Here is a 17,307-nt window from a genome sequence, read left to right as displayed (position 1 = left end):
GATTCAGGCAAAGCTTCCAWTATCGACAAACAAAAAAGCGGCCAGCACGCCTTGGTGCGTGCTGGCCAAAACCAGCCGGAGCGCTTCGCAGGTGTGCGAAGCGCGGAGGGGGGCTACTGCGAAGCGGTCAGCGACGACGCCCCCGTGCCGCCTGCCCCCAAGCCATCAGGCCCAGCAGGGTGGACAGGATGATCAGCCCCCACTCCGACAAGGTTGGAATGCTGCTGGTCCCGCTGGGCGGCACCGACACCGTGGTGGTGGTGCTGCTGGAGTTGTTGCCGGGATTGGTGTCACCCGGCGCATCCAGCGTGGCTGTGTTGACCAGCGGACGTGCGCCGGTATAGGGCGATGCCAGCGCTGTCACCAGCGTGAAGGTCCGCGAAGCCCCCACTGCCAGAGGCCCGATCGCGCACCGCACTGTGCCTGCCGCATTCATGCAGCCAACGGCCGAGACAAAGCTCACCCCCGCAGGCAGCACATCCACCACTTGTGCGCCATCGCTGGCCAGAGGGCCGTTGTTGGTGACTGTCAGTACGTAGTTGAGCGATGCGCCAGGCGCCAAAGGCCCCACAGGTGCTGACTTGACCAGGGCCAGATCGGTCGCCACGGTAAAGCGGCGCGCAGTGGTGTCATGCGTGACCACGTTGTTGGCCAGGGTGGTTTCCGTCTCGTCCACGGTCACGCTGGCCCGGTTGAAGGCCGTGCCGCTGGTGGCACCCGCCACCGTGAGCGTCTCCGCACGCATGGCATAGGTCACCGTTGCCGTCTGGCCACTGTTAAGGCCTGGGAAAACGCAGCGCAGCGTGCCACTGGTAGCGCCCATGGTCGGCTCGGTACACAAGCCCCCCGCATTCACGGTCAACGCACCTTGGTAGCTGAACGTCGCGGTCGGCGCCGAGCCTGGGGCCGGGAAGATGTCCGTCATCACCACGTTGGTCCCATAGGAAGGTCCGCTGTTGTTGATGGTGACGGTGTAGGTGGTCGGTTGCCCCAGGTCCACCGGGTCGGCGCTGTCCACCTTGTTCACCAGGATATCGAGCTGTGCGGCCGTGACGGGTGTCGTGGTCGTTGCGCTGTTGTTGCTCGTGTTGGACTCGGCAGTGGCAGTGGTTGCAGCGATGCTGTTGACGACGTTGCTGCCCGCAGCGTTGCCCAGGGGCCGCATGCGATAGGTGGCCGTCTGCTGCGAGCCCGCCGTGATGCTCGTCCAGGTGCAGGTGAGGGTTCCTCCGACGGTGCCCGCCGTGATCGGCGAGCAGGATCCACCGCCGCTGACGGTGACCAGCTCGATGAAGGCGGCGTTGGAGGGCAAGGTGTCCACCATCTGCACCGTTTGCGCGGTGGACGGCCCGGTGTTTCCGATCGTCGCCACGAAGGTGATCGGTGCTCCGGCAGCAACGGAGGCGGGGGTCGCGGTCTTGGCAGCCGTGACATCCACCAGGGCCGTGACCTGGCTGGTCACGCTGCCGCTGTTGTTGGGTTGATCAGGATCGCCCACATCGGTGGACCGCACGGTGGCCGTGTTCATGCGATTTCCGGTAGCTGCGATATTGGGGCGTACCACCAGGGTCACCGTCGCTTGTGCACCTGCTGCCAGGGTGCCCAGGGAACAGCTCAGGTTCTGCGAAGTCCCGTTGGTCACCCCGTTGGGCGTGCAAGAGCCCTGCGAGGCTGTAGCCGACTGAAAGCCCCCCGTATTGACCAGGCTGGCCAACGTGTCCGACACCACCACATTGGTGGCCGTTGCAGGGCCCATGTTCTCCACGGTGATGACATAGGTCAGGTTCTCGCCGGCCACCACGGTGGCGGGCGACGCCGTTTTAGACACCACCCGCAGATCGGCCTGCGTTGCGGTCGATGTGACGCCGACCCCCGCACAGTTGTTGGCGGCATTGCTGTCCACCCGTACGCCTGCCCCCAGGGCCACGCAGGCGTTGTTGATGGCCGTACCGGTGCCGGTCAGCATGGCAGAGACGGTGACCACAGGCGCGTCGGTGTTGGCCGACAACGCAGTGGAGCGAGAGCAGTTCCATGCACCAGGCCCTGCAAACGGCAAAGCATCGCAGGTCCATCCGGTCGCGCTGACGAGGGTGTTGAGGGTGACCCCCGCCGGAACTTGGTCTGTGATGGTGATGGTCTGGCCCGCCGGGATGGCCAAGGGGCCGGTGTTGCGTGCTGTCAGTGTGTAGTTGAATGGCTGGTTGGGCACCACCGGGTTGATGCTGGCCGTCTTGGTCAACCGCATGTCTGCGTCGTTGCTGGACGTGACATTGGCCGTGGCGCTGTTGTTGCCAGGCACAGGGTCGGGCAGCGCGGTGCTGACACCCGCCGTGTTGCTCAACACCCCGGTGTTGTCCGCCGTGGCTGTCACGGTAATCGCGGGCATGTTGCTGAAGTTGGCGCCCGCGTACTCTGACCGGGTGCAGGTGATGGTGGCATCACATGTCCATCCGGAGCCCGTCGCAGAAACAAAGGTCAACCCCGCCCCCAAGGTGTCGGTCACCGTGACGACCTGCCCCACCAGCGACACGCCGCCATTGAGGCGGGGCGTCAGCGTGTACACCACGTTGGCACCCTGCGCCACGTTGGAACTGGCGGCCGTTTTGGTGATCGACACATCCGCTCCAGCATTGGAGGCCACATCCACGGTGACCGTGTTGTTGGTCAGATCCCCATCCGGCATTGCCGCGCTGTCTGGCTTGCGGCCAGCCACGGCAAATGCGGCAGTCACGGTGCCGTTCACATTGGACACAGCAGGCACGGTCAACACCGAGGTGGTGGCACCATTCGCCAAGGTGCCCGAGCGGGTACAGCTCACGTTGCCACTGCTCAGCGGATAGCCGCTGGACGGCGTGCACGACCAGCCACTGCCCGAGGGTGCTGCGGTGATCAAAGCCCCGGCAGGCACAGTGAAGCTAATGCTCTGGCTGCCATCTGCCGCGTCCGGTCCCTGGTTGGTAGCCTGCAATGCGTAGCTGTAAGCTTGGCCTGCATTCACGCTGGCAACAGACGGAACTGCAGACACCGAAAGGTCAGCCGCTTGCGTGGCCGTTGTGGCCTGGATGCTGTTGACGTTATTGCTGGCGTTGGGGTCTGCAGTGGTGCTGCCCGCCGTGGCGGTGTTGGTCCACACCCCGGCCGAAGGCAAGCGCACGCGCACTGTCACCGTTTGATTGGCATTGAATGGAATGTCGCCCAAGGCGCAACTGACCGTGCCGCCAGCCTGGTTGCAGGTGCCTGCGGTCGTGTTCACATCAATGAAGACGGAACCTGCGGGCAAGGTGTCTGTCAACGTGACACCCACCGCCCCATTGGGTCCGTTGTTGTCGATGCGCAGTGTGTACGTGAAGATGCCGCCAGCTGGGCCCGGGTCCGGAGAGTCTGCGTGGTTCACCACCAGGTCCGCAGACTGCGCCAGGGCAGCGCCCGCGACCAATCCATTCGCCAGCAGCAGCCAGCCAAACCGGCGCAAGGCGCGGGATGCCCGGCGGGATTTCTCCGCCCAGCGTTGATGGCGCATGCCCTGCTCGGGCTGCGTAGTACCGTCAAATTCCTGTATCTGTCGACTGGGCGGATGCGCGCCCACAAAGAGGCGCGACAACGGATTGAACATAGTTGGTCCTGAAGTGATGAACAGCTCAAGTTTTTGGCCACGCCGCAACCTCACCAGCCCCTTTTCGGGTTGGTAAAAATCGGTGTGAGGGGAGACCGCGAAGACGCCCAGCCTTGGTGGCTGAAGCAGCACTCGAATCTAGCCACGAAACAGGCGCATTGCTGCGGGGCAATAATCGTTAACCATTGCGTGACGCAATGCGTATCGTTCGCACCACTCGCGTGCAGTGCTGTGGTGATCAATTCGGCGGGAGAAGGCGCGGCCCTTGGTTTCCTTGGCCCGCGCAGGCCATCAGGGCTTCAGTGATTCACGCGTTGGAGCGCAGGACATTCCGCGCACGCCAACGCAGTGAACTCCGCTGCGGACGGCAGCGTTGTGCGGCGTTATGCAAGGCCCGTGAGGCTTGAGCAAAGCCAACACGGTGGGCTATGCTGCACCCTATGAACACGCCCCCCCGCCCATGAAGGACTGGATACGCAACGTTTTTTCGATCCGACAGACACGCCGCCCCGCGCCGGTGGGGCAGGTGCCTGCGGTCGGCACGGACATCCAACGGGAGGCGCTGAAGATGGCGGTCACCCATCGGATTTCGGGGGAGTTGTGGGACTGGCTGGTGCTCTCCGGCTGGCGCAATCTGCCAGTGGCAACCGACCGGCGTCGCGGCATGCGGCTACCCGATGAGGCCCTCAAGACTTTGATGGATGCAGCCCCACAAGAGCGCAACCAGGTGTATGCGCGGCTGCTGGAGCAGGCTCAGCCGCCGGAGTGAGCTGGCCCCGCAGCGGCCAAAGAAAACCCCGGGAGCAATCCAGCCCCGGGGTTTCACTTTGAATGGCTTCCCAGCCCCTATTCACGCGGGGTGAAAGCAGATTTCGCCCCGGGGGCGCACCTGCCCACCACCTGCGAGAACCTCAGGCCAGCAGCGCGTTCACGCGCTTGACGTACGCCGCAGGGTCTTCAGGTAAGCCGCCTTCGGCCAGCAGAGCCTGGTCGAACAGGATGTGCGCCAGGTCATGGAAGTGCACGCTGCCGTCGAGCTTCTTGACSAGCGCGTGCTCGGCRTTCACCTCSAGCACSGGCTTGGKCTCGGGCGCSKGCTGRCCGGCCTGCTTGAGCATGCGCGCSAGCTGSGTGCTCATGCCGYCGTCCTGCACCACCAGGCAGGCSGGCGARTCGACSAGGCGSGTGGTCACGCGCACGTCYTCGGCCTTGTCCTTSAGSGCTTCCTTGAGCTTGGCGAGCACGGGTTTGAACGCCTCGGCAGCCTCTTCAGCGGCCTTCTTCTCGGCCTCGTCCTGCAGCTTGCCCAGGTCCACGGCGCCCTTGGCCACGCTTTGCAGCGGGGTGCCGTCAAACTCGTGCAGGTAGTTCAGTGCCCACTCGTCCACGCGGTCGGTCATCAGCAGGACCTCGATGCCCTTTTTCTTAAAGACTTCGAGCTGTGGACTGTTCTTGGCAGCAGCCAGGGTGTCGGCAGTGATGTAGTAAATCGCCTCCTGGCCTTCCTTCATGCGGGCCTTGTAATCGGCAAAACCGACCGTCACGGCGTCGCTGGTGGTGGATGCAAAACGCAGCAGCTTGGCCAGGCGCTCGCGGTTGCCAAAGTCTTCACCCAGGCCTTCCTTCAGCACGGCGCCAAACTCGGCGTAGAACGCGGTGTACTTGCCTTCCTTGGCCTTGTCGTCGGCATCCACCACGTCGGTCACGCCGTCGGCGCCCGCTGCGGCGTCGTGCTTGTCGTGCTTGGCCAGGTCTTCCAGCATCGAGAGCACGCGCTTGGTGGAGCCTTCGCGGATGGACCGTACGTCACGGCTTTCCTGCAGCAGCTCGCGGCTCACGTTCAGCGGCAGGTCGGCCGAGTCGATCACGCCCTTGACGAAGCGCAGGTAGGTGGGCATCAGCGCTTCGGCGTCGTCCATGATGAACACACGCTTCACATACAGCTTCACGCCAGCCTTCTTGTCGCGGTTCCACAAATCGAACGGCGCCTTGGCGGGGATGTACAGCAGCTGCGTGTATTCGGTGTTGCCTTCCACGCGGTTGTGCGCCCAGGTCAGTGGGGCTTCGTGGTCGTGGCTGATGGTCTTGTAGAACTCGGCGTACTGCTCGTCGGTGATGTCCTTCTTGGGACGCGTCCACAGGGCGCTGGCCTTGTTGATGGTTTCCCACTCGCCCGTCTTGACCATGCCGCCGGGCTGGCGGCCACCGTTTTCGTCGTTGGGATTGATCAGCTCGCCGTCTTTCCACTCYTCCTTTTCCATSAGGATGGGCAGSSWGATGTGGTCGGARTATTTGSCGAYGAYCTGCTTGAGCTTCCAGGCRTTGAGGTATTCSTCGGCGTCGTCGCGCAGGTGCAGSRTGATGCKGGTGCCGCGCGGGGCGCGGGTGATGGTTTCCACCTCAAAGTCGCCCGTCCCGCCGCTGATCCAGCGCACGCCTTCGTCGGCCTGGAGGCCCGCACGGCGCGATTCCACCGTGATCTTGTCGGCCACGATGAAGCCGGAGTAGAAGCCCACGCCGAACTGGCCGATGAGCTGGGCGTCCGCCTTCTGGTCGCCGCTGAGCTTGCCCATGAAGTCCTTGGTGCCACTCTTGGCAATGGTGCCCAGGTGGTCGATGGCCTCCTGCTGGCTCATACCGATGCCGTTGTCGGTGATGGTCAGCGTCTTGGCGGCCTTGTCGAAGGTCACGCGCACTTCGAGGTTGGGCGCGTCTTCGTACAGGGCGGGCTTGTCCAGCGCTTCAAAACGCAGCTTGTCGCAGGCGTCCGACGCGTTGGAGATCAGCTCGCGCAGGAAGATTTCCTGGTTGGAATACAGCGAATGGGTGACCAGGTGCAGCAGCTGGGCCACTTCGGCCTGGAACGACAGGGTTTGCTTGCTCATGGAGGGGTTCTCTCTATGGAAATCGGTCTGAACGAATACGAATGGGATCGGCACAAAAAATCACGCCTGCCGAACCAGCAGGCGTGATGTAGGGGCGTGCGCCCGTTTTTCAAGGGCCAGGCATGGCGGTCGTTGACCGCCCGGCGGGGCCTCACGGCTCAGCCGTCGGTGGTGATGCGCTCGATCAGCGTCTTGAGCATGGTGTCGGCCTTGTCGTTGGCCACCTGGCAGGTGCCCGCCGCCGCGTGGCCGCCGCCGCCAAACTCCAGCATCAGGTTACCCACGTGGGTCTTGCTGCTGCGGTCCAGGATGGACTTGCCGGTGGCAAACACCGTGTTCTGCTTCTGCAGGCCCCACATCACGTGGATGGAGATGTTGCACTGTGGAAACAGCGCATAGATCATGAACCGGTTGGTGGCCCAGATGGTTTCCTCGTCGCGCAGGTCCAGCACCACCAGGTTGCCGATGCGAATGGCACAGCTTTGCAGCTGGGCCTGGGCTTTGGGGGCGTGCTCGCGGTACAGATTGACGCGCTCTTGCACATCGGGCAGCGCCAGGATCTCGTCGATGGTGTGGTCGCGGCAATACTGGATCAGGTCCATCATCAGCGCATAGTTGCTGATGCGGAACTCCCGAAAACGCCCCAGGCCCGTGCGCGAGTCCATGAGGTAGTTCAGCAGCACCCAGCCCTGGGGGTTGAGGATGTCGTCGCGTGAATACTGCGCCGAGTCGGCCTGGTCCACGGCGGCCATCATCTCGTCGGTGATGCGCGGGAACGCGGCCTTGCCGCCATAGTGGTTGTAGACCACGCGCGCGGCCGAGGGGGCGTGGGCCTCGATGATGTGGTTCTCGTCACGGCGACCCGAGTTGCGGATGGTTTCGGACTCGTGGTGGTCGAACACCAGGTGCGCACCCGGCACGTAGGGCAGGTTGGTGGTGATATCGCGGCTGGTGATAGGCACCTTGCCGTCCTGCATGTCCTTGGGGTGGACAAAAGTGATCTCGTCGATCAGGTTCAGCTCATTGAGCAGCACCGCGCAGACCAGGCCGTCAAAGTCACTGCGGGTCACCAGGCGGTATTTCGCATCACTCACTAAATTCTCCTTGTTACGTAGCGCACCGCGACATGGTAGCCGCGCCCCGGCCCCTGGCAAGCGCCGCCTGCGTCAAAAAGCAGGCCGCCCAGGTACTCATACCTGCATCCATTCCTGCAGCTGCCGCGCCACGCCCGCATCTGCCAGCAGGTCCAGGTGGCCCAGGCGATAGAACACCGCCTGCCGGGCCTTGGCAAAGCCCAGCGTCCTTTCGGGATCATCGTGGATGCCCAGCGCACTGTGCAAGGGCACCAACCCGTCCCCCACCAGCCGCTCGCCCACCGGGCTGCGCCGCGCAGCCAGGGTGGCCGCCACCGCGTGGCATGCCACTCCGGGAGGCAGCGGCACGGGGGTGCGCTGGTCTGGGCTTTTGCGAAAGCGGTCCCGCCCCAGCCAGTCCGTATCGAGCACATGGCCGTAGCGCAGGTCGGTGATGCCCGCACTGCGCAACTGGGCCAGGCGGGCAAAGGGGCGTGAGTACGCGGTGCTGCCCAGCAGCACATCCACCCAGTGGCCCGCGCGCTCCAGGGGCGCGCCGTGGTGCGGGGTGCCCAGAAAAACCAGGTGGCGCATCCGGGGCAGCCAGCCGCCGGAGCCTGCCAGGGCCTGTGCGGCATGGTGGCAGGCGCTGCGCGCCACCAGCCCACCCATGCTGTGGGCCAGGATGGACAGCTCCGTCACCGGCACGGGCCACGAAGCCACCAGGGATGCAAGCAGGGCCGATAACTCGGCACCGTTGGTGGATGTGTGCTGGCCGGTGTTGTAGCGCAGGTAGACAGGGGTATAGCCCAGGGCCTCGGCCAGATGGGCGCCATGGTCGTGACCGTGGCGCAGCCACTGCAGGTCGTTCATGCACAGGCCATGCACCAGCACCAGGAGCTTGCCCGTGGCGGCGCCCGGTGCAGCCAGCGCGCACAAGTCCAGGGGCCGACCCTGCTGGTACCAGCCCATCTGCGTGCACAGCGGGTTGCCGTCGCGTTGCAGGCGGTCGCCCATCACGCCGTTGAGCGCGGCGATGACCGCCTCGCGCTCCCAATGCACTGCGGCGGATGGCGTGACCGGAGCAAAAAACGGTTCCAGCCGCGCCAGCCCGGCTTGCAGGCCCGCATCCACCAGCTGCGTTACCCCCCGGATGCTTTGGTACACCAACCCGGTCAGCCCCCGCGTACGACCCGGCTGGGCACCGCCCGGCAGCCCCAGCGTGCCCAGCACCGACTGGTGCACCCCCTCGGCCACCCGGCTGATGCCGGTGGTGGCCTGCGCGGCCAGGCGCGCGACACCGCGCAGGTCGGACGCCCGCAACTGGCGCAGCGGGTTGGCCTTCGCCGCAATGGCGCCGTCGACCGGAGGGGCAGAAGCAGCAGGCTTGCGCAGCCGGGGTGTGGACGGTGGGGGCATGAAAGGGCTCCGTTTAAAAAATGTCAGGGAGCCCGGGGCTCTCAGAACCGCTCGTTGGGCGAAAGATAACGCCACTGCCCCACCGGCAGGTTGCCCAAGGTCACCCGGCCGATGCGGATGCGCTTGAGACCCACCACCTTGAGCCCCACCAGTTCGCACATGCGGCGGATCTGGCGTTTTTTGCCCTCGGTGAGCACAAACCGCAGCTGCTCGGGGTTTTGCCAATCGACCTTGGCAGGCTTGAGCGGTTCGCCGTCCAGGCTCAGGCCATGGCGCAGGCGTTCCAGCAACTCTCTGGGAAACACCGCCTGCACATTGGTGCTGACCGGGTCACGCTCGTCGATTTCCTGCAGCGGCGCGGAGCGCTCGCCGGGGTGGCGTGGCACCGCCTGACCGGGGGCCTGGTAGACCACGCGCACCAGGTACTCCTTTTCCATCTCGGAGTCCTCGCCAATGATCTGCCGGGCCACGCGGCCGTCCTGGGTCAGCACCAGGAGGCCTACCGAATCGATATCGAGCCGCCCGCAAGGTGCCAGGCCCCGCAGCTGCGGCGGGGAGAAGCGGTTGCGGCTGGGGTCATCGCGCCAGTGGGTGCGGGGGTTGATCAGCGCCACGGCGGGCGTGTGACCGTCCTCGGCCTGGCCGCTCACATAGCCAATGGGCTTGTTCAGCAGGATGGTGACGCGCTGCTCCTGGAAACCCTGGGCAATCTTGTCCACCTCAATGCGGTCGGCCGCCGTGACCTGCTGGCCCATGGTCGCCACCACGCCGTTGACCTTGACCCAGCCCTGCTCCACCCAGTCGTCGGCCTCGCGGCGCGAGCACAGGCCCAGCTCGGCCATGCGCTTGTTCAGGCGCGAGGTGGGCAAGCCGCCCACGGTGCTGGTGGCAGGCGCAGGCACCTGGCGCACGGGCGCCACAAATGCGCCTGACGCGACGCGGTAGCTGGACGGCGCTGGAGCGCGCGACGGACGGGGGGCCCTGGGTGGCGGCGCAGGCCGTGCAGGCGCAGGCTTGGCCGCCAGGGTCGGGCGGCGCAGCACGGGACGCGCGGCAGGCGCAGAGGAAGAAACAGGCGTGGAGCCGCCAGCGTCAGAGGCTGGGGCAGCAGCGGAGCCCGCGGGCGGGCGAGAGGAGGAGGAAGACATTGCGTGTATTTTCGCCTGTGAACTGCTTTGAACAGGTTCTTAGCCCCCAAACTGAGATGCAACGGCCTGGCGCCAGCTACCCCTGGCGGGCCTGCCAGGCCAAGAAATCATCCACCGGCAGGGGCCGCGCAATGTGATACCCCTGCGCCTCGTCGCAGGCCAGGACGCGCAGGCGCTCCAGGATGGCGGCGGTCTCCACGCCTTCGGCCACCACGGTGAGCCCGAGGTTGTGCGCAAGGTCGATGGTCGAGCGCACGATCATCGCGTCGTCTTCGCCCGTCTCCATGCCCATCACAAACGACTTGTCGATCTTGAGCTCATCGACCGGCAGGCGCTTGAGGTAGGCCAGCGACGAATAGCCCGTGCCGAAATCGTCGATGGACAGCTTGAAACCCTGCTCCGACAAGCGGTTGAGCATGGCCTCGGCGCGCTGCGGATCGTCCATGATCGCGCTTTCGGTGATCTCCAGGCAAAAGGCACTGGCCGCCACTCCGTGGCGCGCCAGGATCTCAGCGAGCCGGTGGCTCAGCTCGGGGTCGAGAAGATCGCGGGTGGAGAGGTTGACCGACACCCTGAGCGGCAGGCCCTGCGTGCGCGGGTCGGCCAGCAGGCGCGCGACTTCTTCAAACATCCACAGCGTGAGGTGGCGCACAAACCCGGTCTGCTCGGCAAACGGGATGAACTGCATGGGCGGCACCAGCCCGCGCTGCGGGTGTTGCCAGCGCACCAGCGCCTCGGCCGCCAGGCCYGGCTGCCCGTGCAAGGGCACCTTGGGCTGCAGGTACAGGCGCAGCTCATGGTGCTCCACGGCGTGGCGCAGCTCGGTCAGCAGCGACAGGGTCTGCGCACTGGACGAATCAAACGCTGCGTCGTACTGCAGGGCTCCGCTGAGCTTGCGCTTGGCGGCATACATGGCGATTTCAGAGCGGCTGAGCAGCGTGTCGGCGTCACCCGCATTGCCCGGCCAGCAGGCAAAACCAATGCCTGCGCTCAGGTCCACCGTCTGGTCCTCAAAGGCCAGCGGTTGCTCGAACGACTGGTTGATGCGCTGGGCAATCTCGTGTGCCGCAGCGGCGTCGGCGCGCTGCAGCAGGATGGCGAACTCATTGCCCCCCAGGCGCGCCACCATGTCATCGGGCGAACGCACCTGCTGGCTCAGACGCTCGGCCACGGCCTGCAGCAGGCGGTCGCCAAAGGCGTAGCCCAGCACGTCGTTGACATGCTTGAAGCGGTCCAGGTCCAGCGTGAGCACTGCCAGCGGCTGCGCAGGATCGGCACTTGCGGCGATGGCCTGCACCACGGCGTCACGAAAGCGCTCCCGGTTGGGCAGGCCCGTCAGGCGGTCCCAGTAGGCGAGGCGGCGGATTTCGGTTTGCTGCGCGCCGATGTCCACGCGCATGTGGTCGAACGAACGCGCCAGGTTGCCGATCTCGTCCGTGCGGTCGGTGTGCTCCAGCGGCACATCGTATTCACCGCGCGAGAGCCGCTGCGTGGCCGCCAGCAGCGAGCGCAGGGGCGTGGTGAGCCGTTGCGCCACCAGGCCCGTGCCTGCCGCAAACAGCAGCACGCCCGCCACGGTGATGATGGCCAGCAACACCTGCAGCTGGCGGTAGGGCGCCACCACCTCGTCCACCGAACGCAGCAGCAGCGAGTGCACCTCCCCCCCCACGCTGTCGAGCTTGCTGGAGCGCGCAAGCAAGGTGCCCTCGACTGTCTGCAGCTCGCCTGCCGCGCCACCGGTGCTCAGCAGCAAGGCCCGCGCATCTGCGGGCAAGGTGCTGACCGACAGGGTCATCGCTCCCTCCGGGGACTTGATCATCAGGGCCACATGCACCGACAAGAGCTGCCGCATTTCGTCGGCACGCGACTGGTCGATGCGAAAACCCATCAACACCCAGCCAATGACCACCGGCGCACGCATGGGCACCATCACGAACTGGTAGGGCACGCCATCCATCACCGCAATCTGGCTGCCCTGGGGCTGCTGCGCCAGGCGCGGCACCACCTGCCGCAGCGTGGCCGGGAATTGCTCCATGCTGTCGGACAGGCTGACCGCGCGCAGCTCCAGGTCCGTTCCGAGCAGCGCAGTCACGGCTGCGCCGATGCGGCTGCCATGGTTCTCCAGCACCGACTGGATGGTTTCCTCGTCCCCCGAGTTGACCGCCGAGCGAAAGCCATAGTCAGCCGCGAGCAGGGCCGATCCCTGGCGCAGCTGCTCGGCATTCTGGTCGAGCAGGCGGCGCCAGATGTTTTCGTCCAGGTCCAGGGCCCGCGCGATCTGGGCGCGGGCATTGCGGTCGATGGAGGCCCGCACCACGGCAAACCCTGCCGCCTGCACGATGAGCAGCAGCAGCAGCGACAACCCCACCAACCGCAGGATCAGGCTGCGCCGGGCCAGGCGCAGCCGCTTCAAGGTTGCAACCCCGTCATGCGCACCGACGCCATGGCGGAGCCTGTTGCGGGCACGGTCAGCGCCTGCTCCAGGGCTGGGGCACCCACCGGCAGGCGGGTGTGCCAGGTGCGCAGCGTGTAGGTGCCGGGCGGCACATTGTCGAGCTGCGCCTTGCCCGTGGCGGCGGGGGTACGGGCGTAGTACGGCGTGTCCACCACCAGCACCCAGCCCACCATCTGGTCATGGATGTTGCAGCCCAGGGCCACCACACCGGCCTTGTCAAACAGCACCGGGTTGGATGGCGTGCCGCTGTAGAGCTTGAGTTCGAACTTCTTGGCCGGCGAGAAGGAGTACACATGGTGCCGCACCGAGTCGCGGTTGGGGAACAGCACCTCGGTGCCCACCGGCACCACCAGCAGGCCGGGCACAAACTGCCGTTTCTCCTGCGCCATCTCCACACCGGTCAGCGGTTTGACCTGCTTGCGCGCCTCGGCCGAGTCCAGGAACACCACCGCATCGGCCACAGGCTTGCCCGCAGCGTCGGACACATCCACCTGCACGGTGCCTGCCTGTGCGCCGCCGGCCACCAACGCCAGCGCAGCGAGTGCCGCTGACGAGGTACGCATGGCGTGACGCAAGGCTTGGTGCACCGCGCGCGGCCGCAGCGTCGGCAGGCCGTCCGGCCTCATGGTTCGATCGCCAGGCCCACCAGGGGCGCGCCATCGCCCACCAGGCCCAGGGGGCGGGTGGCGCCGGTTGCCAGGTCCACCTGGTGCAGCCGGGTCTGGATATCGGCGGCGGTGCGCACGGCGATGAGAGCGGTGTTGCCCACGTCGGCGATGTCAAAACCCACGTCCGTGAGCGGCCCCAGCCCCAGCGGGCCCACGGTGCGCAGCTGCCCGGCGTTGGGCGACACCACGGGCTGGGTGCCCTCGCGCGAGCCCTGCATCACCAGCACGCCCAGCGCATGGTCGATGGCGTAGTTGGTGGTGATCTTGCTGTCGTTGGGGTTGTAGGTGTAGGCGGCACCGGCAATGTCGGGCCTGCGGCGGGCGTTGACGTCGCCCCAGGCGTAGCGCAGGCTGGGGTCGGGCTGCACCCCTTCCACCGCAGTGTCGCCATCGACCACCGCCCCGGTGTCGGGGTGCAGACGCAGGTTCTGGCCGGTGTTTGACACCACCCGGATACGGTCGGCTGCCGGGTTGAAATCAAAGCCGAAGACTGCGCCTTGCAGCGCCAGCGCGGCGGGTGCAGGGCCCACCGGGCGCAGCGCGCCGGTGGGGATGTCGAGCGTGTACAGGCGGCCCGCCTGCGACAGCGCATAGAGCACGCCCTTGGCCACGCGGAAGTCGATGCCCACCAGCCGCTCGCCGGGCGCCAGGCCCGTCACGGGGCGCCGCTCCAGGATGCGCTCGGGCTGCGCGGCCTGGAAGGTAATGAGCTCATGCGAGGCCGTCACGGCCACCAGGGTATCGCGCAAACCGGTGTCGTGCCGGGGTGCCGCACAGCCGGCCAGCAAGGCCAGGGCGGCTGCAGCGAGGGTGGTGCGCAGCGTGGAGGAGGGAAAAAACGGATGCATGAAAGACCTCGCAAGTGTTACAGGTTTATACCTGATCGGTAGCGCCCGTGGCGTGGGCAAGGGCAAACCCCAAGCCCCACATTCACTTTGTTTTTGATAGCAACACAGGTATTCATTACAGGCGACTGCGATGGTTTTGCGAATAATTTCAGCACCACCTTCTGTTGCACTTTGGCGCCAGTGCACCAGGGTCGTGCGGCGCGGCATTTGTAACAAACACGGCTATGCAGATCGGGCATGGGACCATCCTCAACGCTCATGACACATTTTGTTGTTATTGCCTACACTGCACCGACTCCAGCGCCCGTTCAACGGACGCGCGGCGGCCGGTGGGCACCGTTATTGCTTTGCGCAGAGGCCCCCGTTTGATCACGCTTTGATCCTTTTCGATACCCAAGGACCCCCATGCCGGCTGCTTCCACCTTCAAATCCCTGTCGATTTCCAGCCGGCTCAGCCTGGGGTTCGGCTGCATGCTGGTACTCCTGGTGGCGGTGGCGGCAGTGGGCCAGCTGTCCGTGGGCAAAGTGCACGATCAGATGACGCAGATCACCGGAGTGGGCGCCAACAAGGCCAAGCTGGTCAACGGCATGCTGGAAAGCGTGAGCGCCATCGGCATCCAGAGCCGCTCCGCCGCCATGCTCAACGACATCGACCCCAAGCAGGCGCGCGAGCAGATCGGGGCCGTGGGCAAGACGCTCAAAGAATACGCCACGCAAGAAGCTGCTTTGACCCAGTTGCTCACCCCTGCCACGGCCACCCCCGCAGAACTCAAGCTGCTGACCGAGGTGCAGGCCCTGGGCGGCAAGACCCGCCCCGAACTGGACAGCGCCATCAAGGCCGCTGACGACGGCGACACCGTGAGCGCCACGCTGGCGCTGATGACACGCGTGGCCCCCGCAGAAACCGCCTGGCGCGCCAAGCTGCGCGAACTGATCGAGCTGCAAAACACCTTGAATGCCGAGGCCACGGTCTCGGCAGAGCAAACCCAGAGCAGTGCCCGCGTGGTGGGTGGGCTGCTGGTGCTGCTGGCCATCGGGCTGGGCGCGCTGATTGCCTGGCGCATCACGGCCAGCATCACCGCCCCCATTGGCCGCGCAGTCGTGGTGGCCGAACGCATTGCACGCGGCGACCTCACCTCGCAGGTCGAAGTGCGTATCCACGACGAAACTGGCCGCCTGCTCGAAGCCATTGCCGCCATGCAGGAGCGCCTGCGCACCCTGGTGGGCGAAATCGGCCAGACCGCCGACTCCATCCTGGTGGCCAGCTCCGAAGTGGCTTCGGGCAACCTGGACCTGAGCCAGCGCACCGAACAGACCTCGCACAACCTGCAGGGCGCCGCGACAGCGCTGGTGGACCTGACCGGCACGGTGTCGCAAAGCGCCGACTCGGCCCGCCAGGCCAACCAGCTCGCGTCCACCGCGTCCGATGCGGCCACACGCGGCGGCGAAGTGGTGGGCCAGGTGGTGCGCACGATGGACACCATCAGCGCCAGCTCGCGCAAGATCGCCGACATCATCAGCGTGATCGATGGCATCGCGTTCCAGACCAACATCCTGGCGCTGAACGCCGCCGTGGAGGCCGCCCGTGCGGGCGAGCAGGGCCGCGGCTTTGCGGTGGTGGCGGGCGAGGTGCGTAACCTGGCGGGGCGCTCGGCCCAGGCCGCGCGCGAAATCAAGGCGCTGATCGGAACCAGCGTGGACCAGGTGCAAGAGGGCAGCACGCTCGTCAACCACGCCGGCAAGACGATTGAAGAACTGGTGCAGTCGGTGCGCCGCGTCTCCGACATCATGGGCGAGATCACGGCGGCCACGCAGGAGCAAAGCCAGCGCATCGGGCATGTGAGCCAGTCGGTGGGTGTGCTGGAAGAAATGACCCAGCAGAACGCCGCCCTGGTGGAGGAAGGCGCAGCCGCTGCCGACAGCCTCAAGGATCAGGCCGGGCGCCTGACACAGATGGTGGGTACCTTCCGCCTGACGCGCGACGGCGGCGACGAAAACAGCTGGGGCACAGCCAGCGCCTCCGCATCGCCCACCGCAGTGCCAGCGCCCACGCGCACGGCAGCCCCGCGCCATCTGGCCTCAGCCCCATCATCCCGCGCTCCCGCACTGCCACGTAGCTGACGGGACCTTCAATCGGGCGCACTCCACGCCAGGGGCGCCAAGCAAGGACCGCCCCGCAGCGAGGGCGTCGCCCCCCTAAGGGGGAAGGCGCACAGCGCCTCAGGGGGGAGTCACACTGGATCGCAACGCCGCCAGGTCCAGCACCCGCAGGCCGCCGTACTCCACCCGGATCGCCCCCTGCGCCTCCAGCGCCGCCAGCGCCTCGTTCACCCGCTGACGCGACAGCCCCACCAGATAGGCCAGCTCTTGCTGCGTGATACGCAGCACCTCGCCCACGCCCGGGTACAGCACGGGGTTGAACAGCGACGCCAGGCTGCGCGCCACACGCACATCGGGATTGTTCAGGCGGTCGATCTCGCGGGCTGCAATGAACTGGCCCAAGCGCTCGTTGAGCTGGTTCATCACAAAGCGGTTGAAGCCGATGGAGTGGTCCAGCAGCCAGTGRAAGCTSTCRATCGGCAGCCCSGCCACCACGCTSYKSCGCAGSGCCTGGATGTTGTAGCGGTAGGGCTCGCGCTTSATSRYSGTGCCYTCGCCRAACCAGCCGCCGGGCGGCAGGCCCGCATAGGTCATGGTCTGGCCCTGGGCGTTGTCGGTGCTCATCTTGAGCAGGCCCTCCACCACCCCAAACCAGTAGGTCACCGGGCGCCCCACGCGGCACACATAGTCGCCCGCCTTGGCGTCCCCCACCAGCAACGAGGCCACGGCGCGCTCTCGCTCGGCGGGCAGCAGCAAGTCGAGCCACGGAATACCGTCAAGCTCCTGCGGCGTGGGCGAACGGCGCCGCTGGTGCAGCGACAGGTCCTGGTGGGTGCGTGGGTCCATGGCGCAAAGGTTCTCACGAAAAAGGGCGCCCGAAGCCGCCCCGGCATGCGGGAATACCACGATCCCAATTGTCGCCAGACCGACAAAAAAATGCCAATCGTGACGGGATGATGTCGCCTCGCGCCCCGCCCGTACAGGGCCGGAGCCCCCGAGGAGACAAGCACCATGACCCAACACCCTTCCATCACCGCACGCACCGTCCCACCCGCGCCCACCGCGCCGCGCCCCCTGGCCCGCCGCCAGGTGCTGGCC

At 66.2% G+C, this 17,307-nt stretch carries 11 protein-coding genes; 2 read left to right on the top strand and 9 right to left on the bottom strand.

Annotated elements, in window-relative coordinates; translation table 11 throughout:
- Nucleotides 1-127: 127 nt before the first annotated feature.
- Complete coding sequence (locus AC04MI_RS16905) at nucleotides 128-3,613, bottom strand: IPTL-CTERM sorting domain-containing protein (RefSeq protein ID WP_476498221.1); 3,486 nt, start codon at nucleotides 3,611-3,613, stop codon at nucleotides 128-130.
- 460 nt (nucleotides 3,614-4,073) lie between these two features.
- Between AC04MI_RS16905 and AC04MI_RS16900 the strand changes: the two genes are divergently transcribed.
- Nucleotides 4,074-4,382: a hypothetical protein gene (locus AC04MI_RS16900; protein WP_108497017.1), complete on the top strand. Its 309-nt coding sequence runs from the start codon at nucleotides 4,074-4,076 to the stop codon at nucleotides 4,380-4,382.
- 142 nt (nucleotides 4,383-4,524) lie between these two features.
- On the opposite strand, the gene htpG is transcribed toward AC04MI_RS16900, so the two are convergent.
- The 7 genes from htpG to AC04MI_RS16865 all read right to left on the bottom strand — a co-directional run bounded on the left by htpG (nucleotide 4,525) and on the right by AC04MI_RS16865 (nucleotide 14,109).
- Nucleotides 4,525-6,498 (bottom strand): molecular chaperone HtpG, encoded by a 1,974-nt coding sequence (gene htpG, locus AC04MI_RS16895; RefSeq protein ID WP_476498220.1) that lies wholly within the window; start codon nucleotides 6,496-6,498, stop codon nucleotides 4,525-4,527.
- 158 nt (nucleotides 6,499-6,656) lie between these two features.
- The gene (locus AC04MI_RS16890; RefSeq protein WP_099731391.1) at nucleotides 6,657-7,592 is read right to left on the bottom strand and encodes an exopolyphosphatase; all 936 of its coding nucleotides are present in this window, start codon (nucleotides 7,590-7,592) and stop codon (nucleotides 6,657-6,659) included.
- 96 nt (nucleotides 7,593-7,688) lie between these two features.
- Nucleotides 7,689-8,990 (bottom strand): esterase/lipase family protein, encoded by a 1,302-nt coding sequence (locus AC04MI_RS16885; protein WP_436078286.1) that lies wholly within the window; start codon nucleotides 8,988-8,990, stop codon nucleotides 7,689-7,691.
- Nucleotides 8,991-9,031: 41 nt separating this feature from the next.
- Nucleotides 9,032-9,892: a pseudouridine synthase gene (locus tag AC04MI_RS16880; protein ID WP_233194301.1), complete on the bottom strand. Its 861-nt coding sequence runs from the start codon at nucleotides 9,890-9,892 to the stop codon at nucleotides 9,032-9,034.
- Nucleotides 9,893-10,214: 322 nt separating this feature from the next.
- The gene (locus AC04MI_RS16875) at nucleotides 10,215-12,551 is read right to left on the bottom strand and encodes a putative bifunctional diguanylate cyclase/phosphodiesterase (RefSeq protein WP_436078285.1); all 2,337 of its coding nucleotides are present in this window, start codon (nucleotides 12,549-12,551) and stop codon (nucleotides 10,215-10,217) included.
- A complete protein-coding gene (locus AC04MI_RS16870; RefSeq protein WP_099732238.1) occupies nucleotides 12,548-13,156 on the bottom strand; it encodes a methylamine utilization protein in 609 nt (202 codons plus the stop codon). The genes AC04MI_RS16875 and AC04MI_RS16870 overlap by 4 nt, the downstream gene beginning before the upstream one ends.
- A 59-nt stretch (nucleotides 13,157-13,215) precedes the next feature.
- Nucleotides 13,216-14,109 (bottom strand): DUF4394 domain-containing protein, encoded by an 894-nt coding sequence (locus AC04MI_RS16865; RefSeq protein WP_436078284.1) that lies wholly within the window; start codon nucleotides 14,107-14,109, stop codon nucleotides 13,216-13,218.
- A 405-nt stretch (nucleotides 14,110-14,514) separates the two neighbouring features.
- Here AC04MI_RS16865 and AC04MI_RS16860 point away from each other — a divergent pair, with 405 nt between their 5' ends.
- A complete protein-coding gene (locus tag AC04MI_RS16860) occupies nucleotides 14,515-16,230 on the top strand; it encodes a methyl-accepting chemotaxis protein (RefSeq protein ID WP_436078283.1) in 1,716 nt (571 codons plus the stop codon).
- A gap of 99 nt (nucleotides 16,231-16,329) precedes the next feature.
- Here the strand turns inward: AC04MI_RS16860 and AC04MI_RS16855 are convergent, their stop codons facing one another.
- Nucleotides 16,330-17,055: a Crp/Fnr family transcriptional regulator gene (locus AC04MI_RS16855; protein ID WP_476498219.1), complete on the bottom strand. Its 726-nt coding sequence runs from the start codon at nucleotides 17,053-17,055 to the stop codon at nucleotides 16,330-16,332.
- Nucleotides 17,056-17,307: the final 252 nt, after the last annotated feature.

The sequence above is a fragment of the Acidovorax sp. LjRoot204 genome, from assembly GCF_056175785.1.
Note: the sequence above shows the minus strand (reverse complement) of the source record. Positions and strands in the feature narration are given on the sequence as shown.

Bases quoted from the DNA above. Each gene is read 5' to 3' on its own strand.
- AC04MI_RS16905 (WP_476498221.1), bottom strand. From the start codon at position 3,613: ATGTTCAATCCGTTGTCGCGCCTCTTTGTGGGCGCGCATCCGCCCAGT.
- AC04MI_RS16900 (WP_108497017.1), top strand. From the start codon at position 4,074: ATGAAGGACTGGATACGCAACGTTTTTTCGATCCGACAGACACGCCGC.
- AC04MI_RS16885 (WP_436078286.1), bottom strand. From the start codon at position 8,990: ATGCCCCCACCGTCCACACCCCGGCTGCGCAAGCCTGCTGCTTCTGCC.
- AC04MI_RS16870 (WP_099732238.1), bottom strand. From the start codon at position 13,156: ATGCGTACCTCGTCAGCGGCACTCGCTGCGCTGGCGTTGGTGGCCGGC.
- AC04MI_RS16865 (WP_436078284.1), bottom strand. From the start codon at position 14,109: ATGCATCCGTTTTTTCCCTCCTCCACGCTGCGCACCACCCTCGCTGCA.
- AC04MI_RS16860 (WP_436078283.1), top strand. From the start codon at position 14,515: ATGCCGGCTGCTTCCACCTTCAAATCCCTGTCGATTTCCAGCCGGCTC.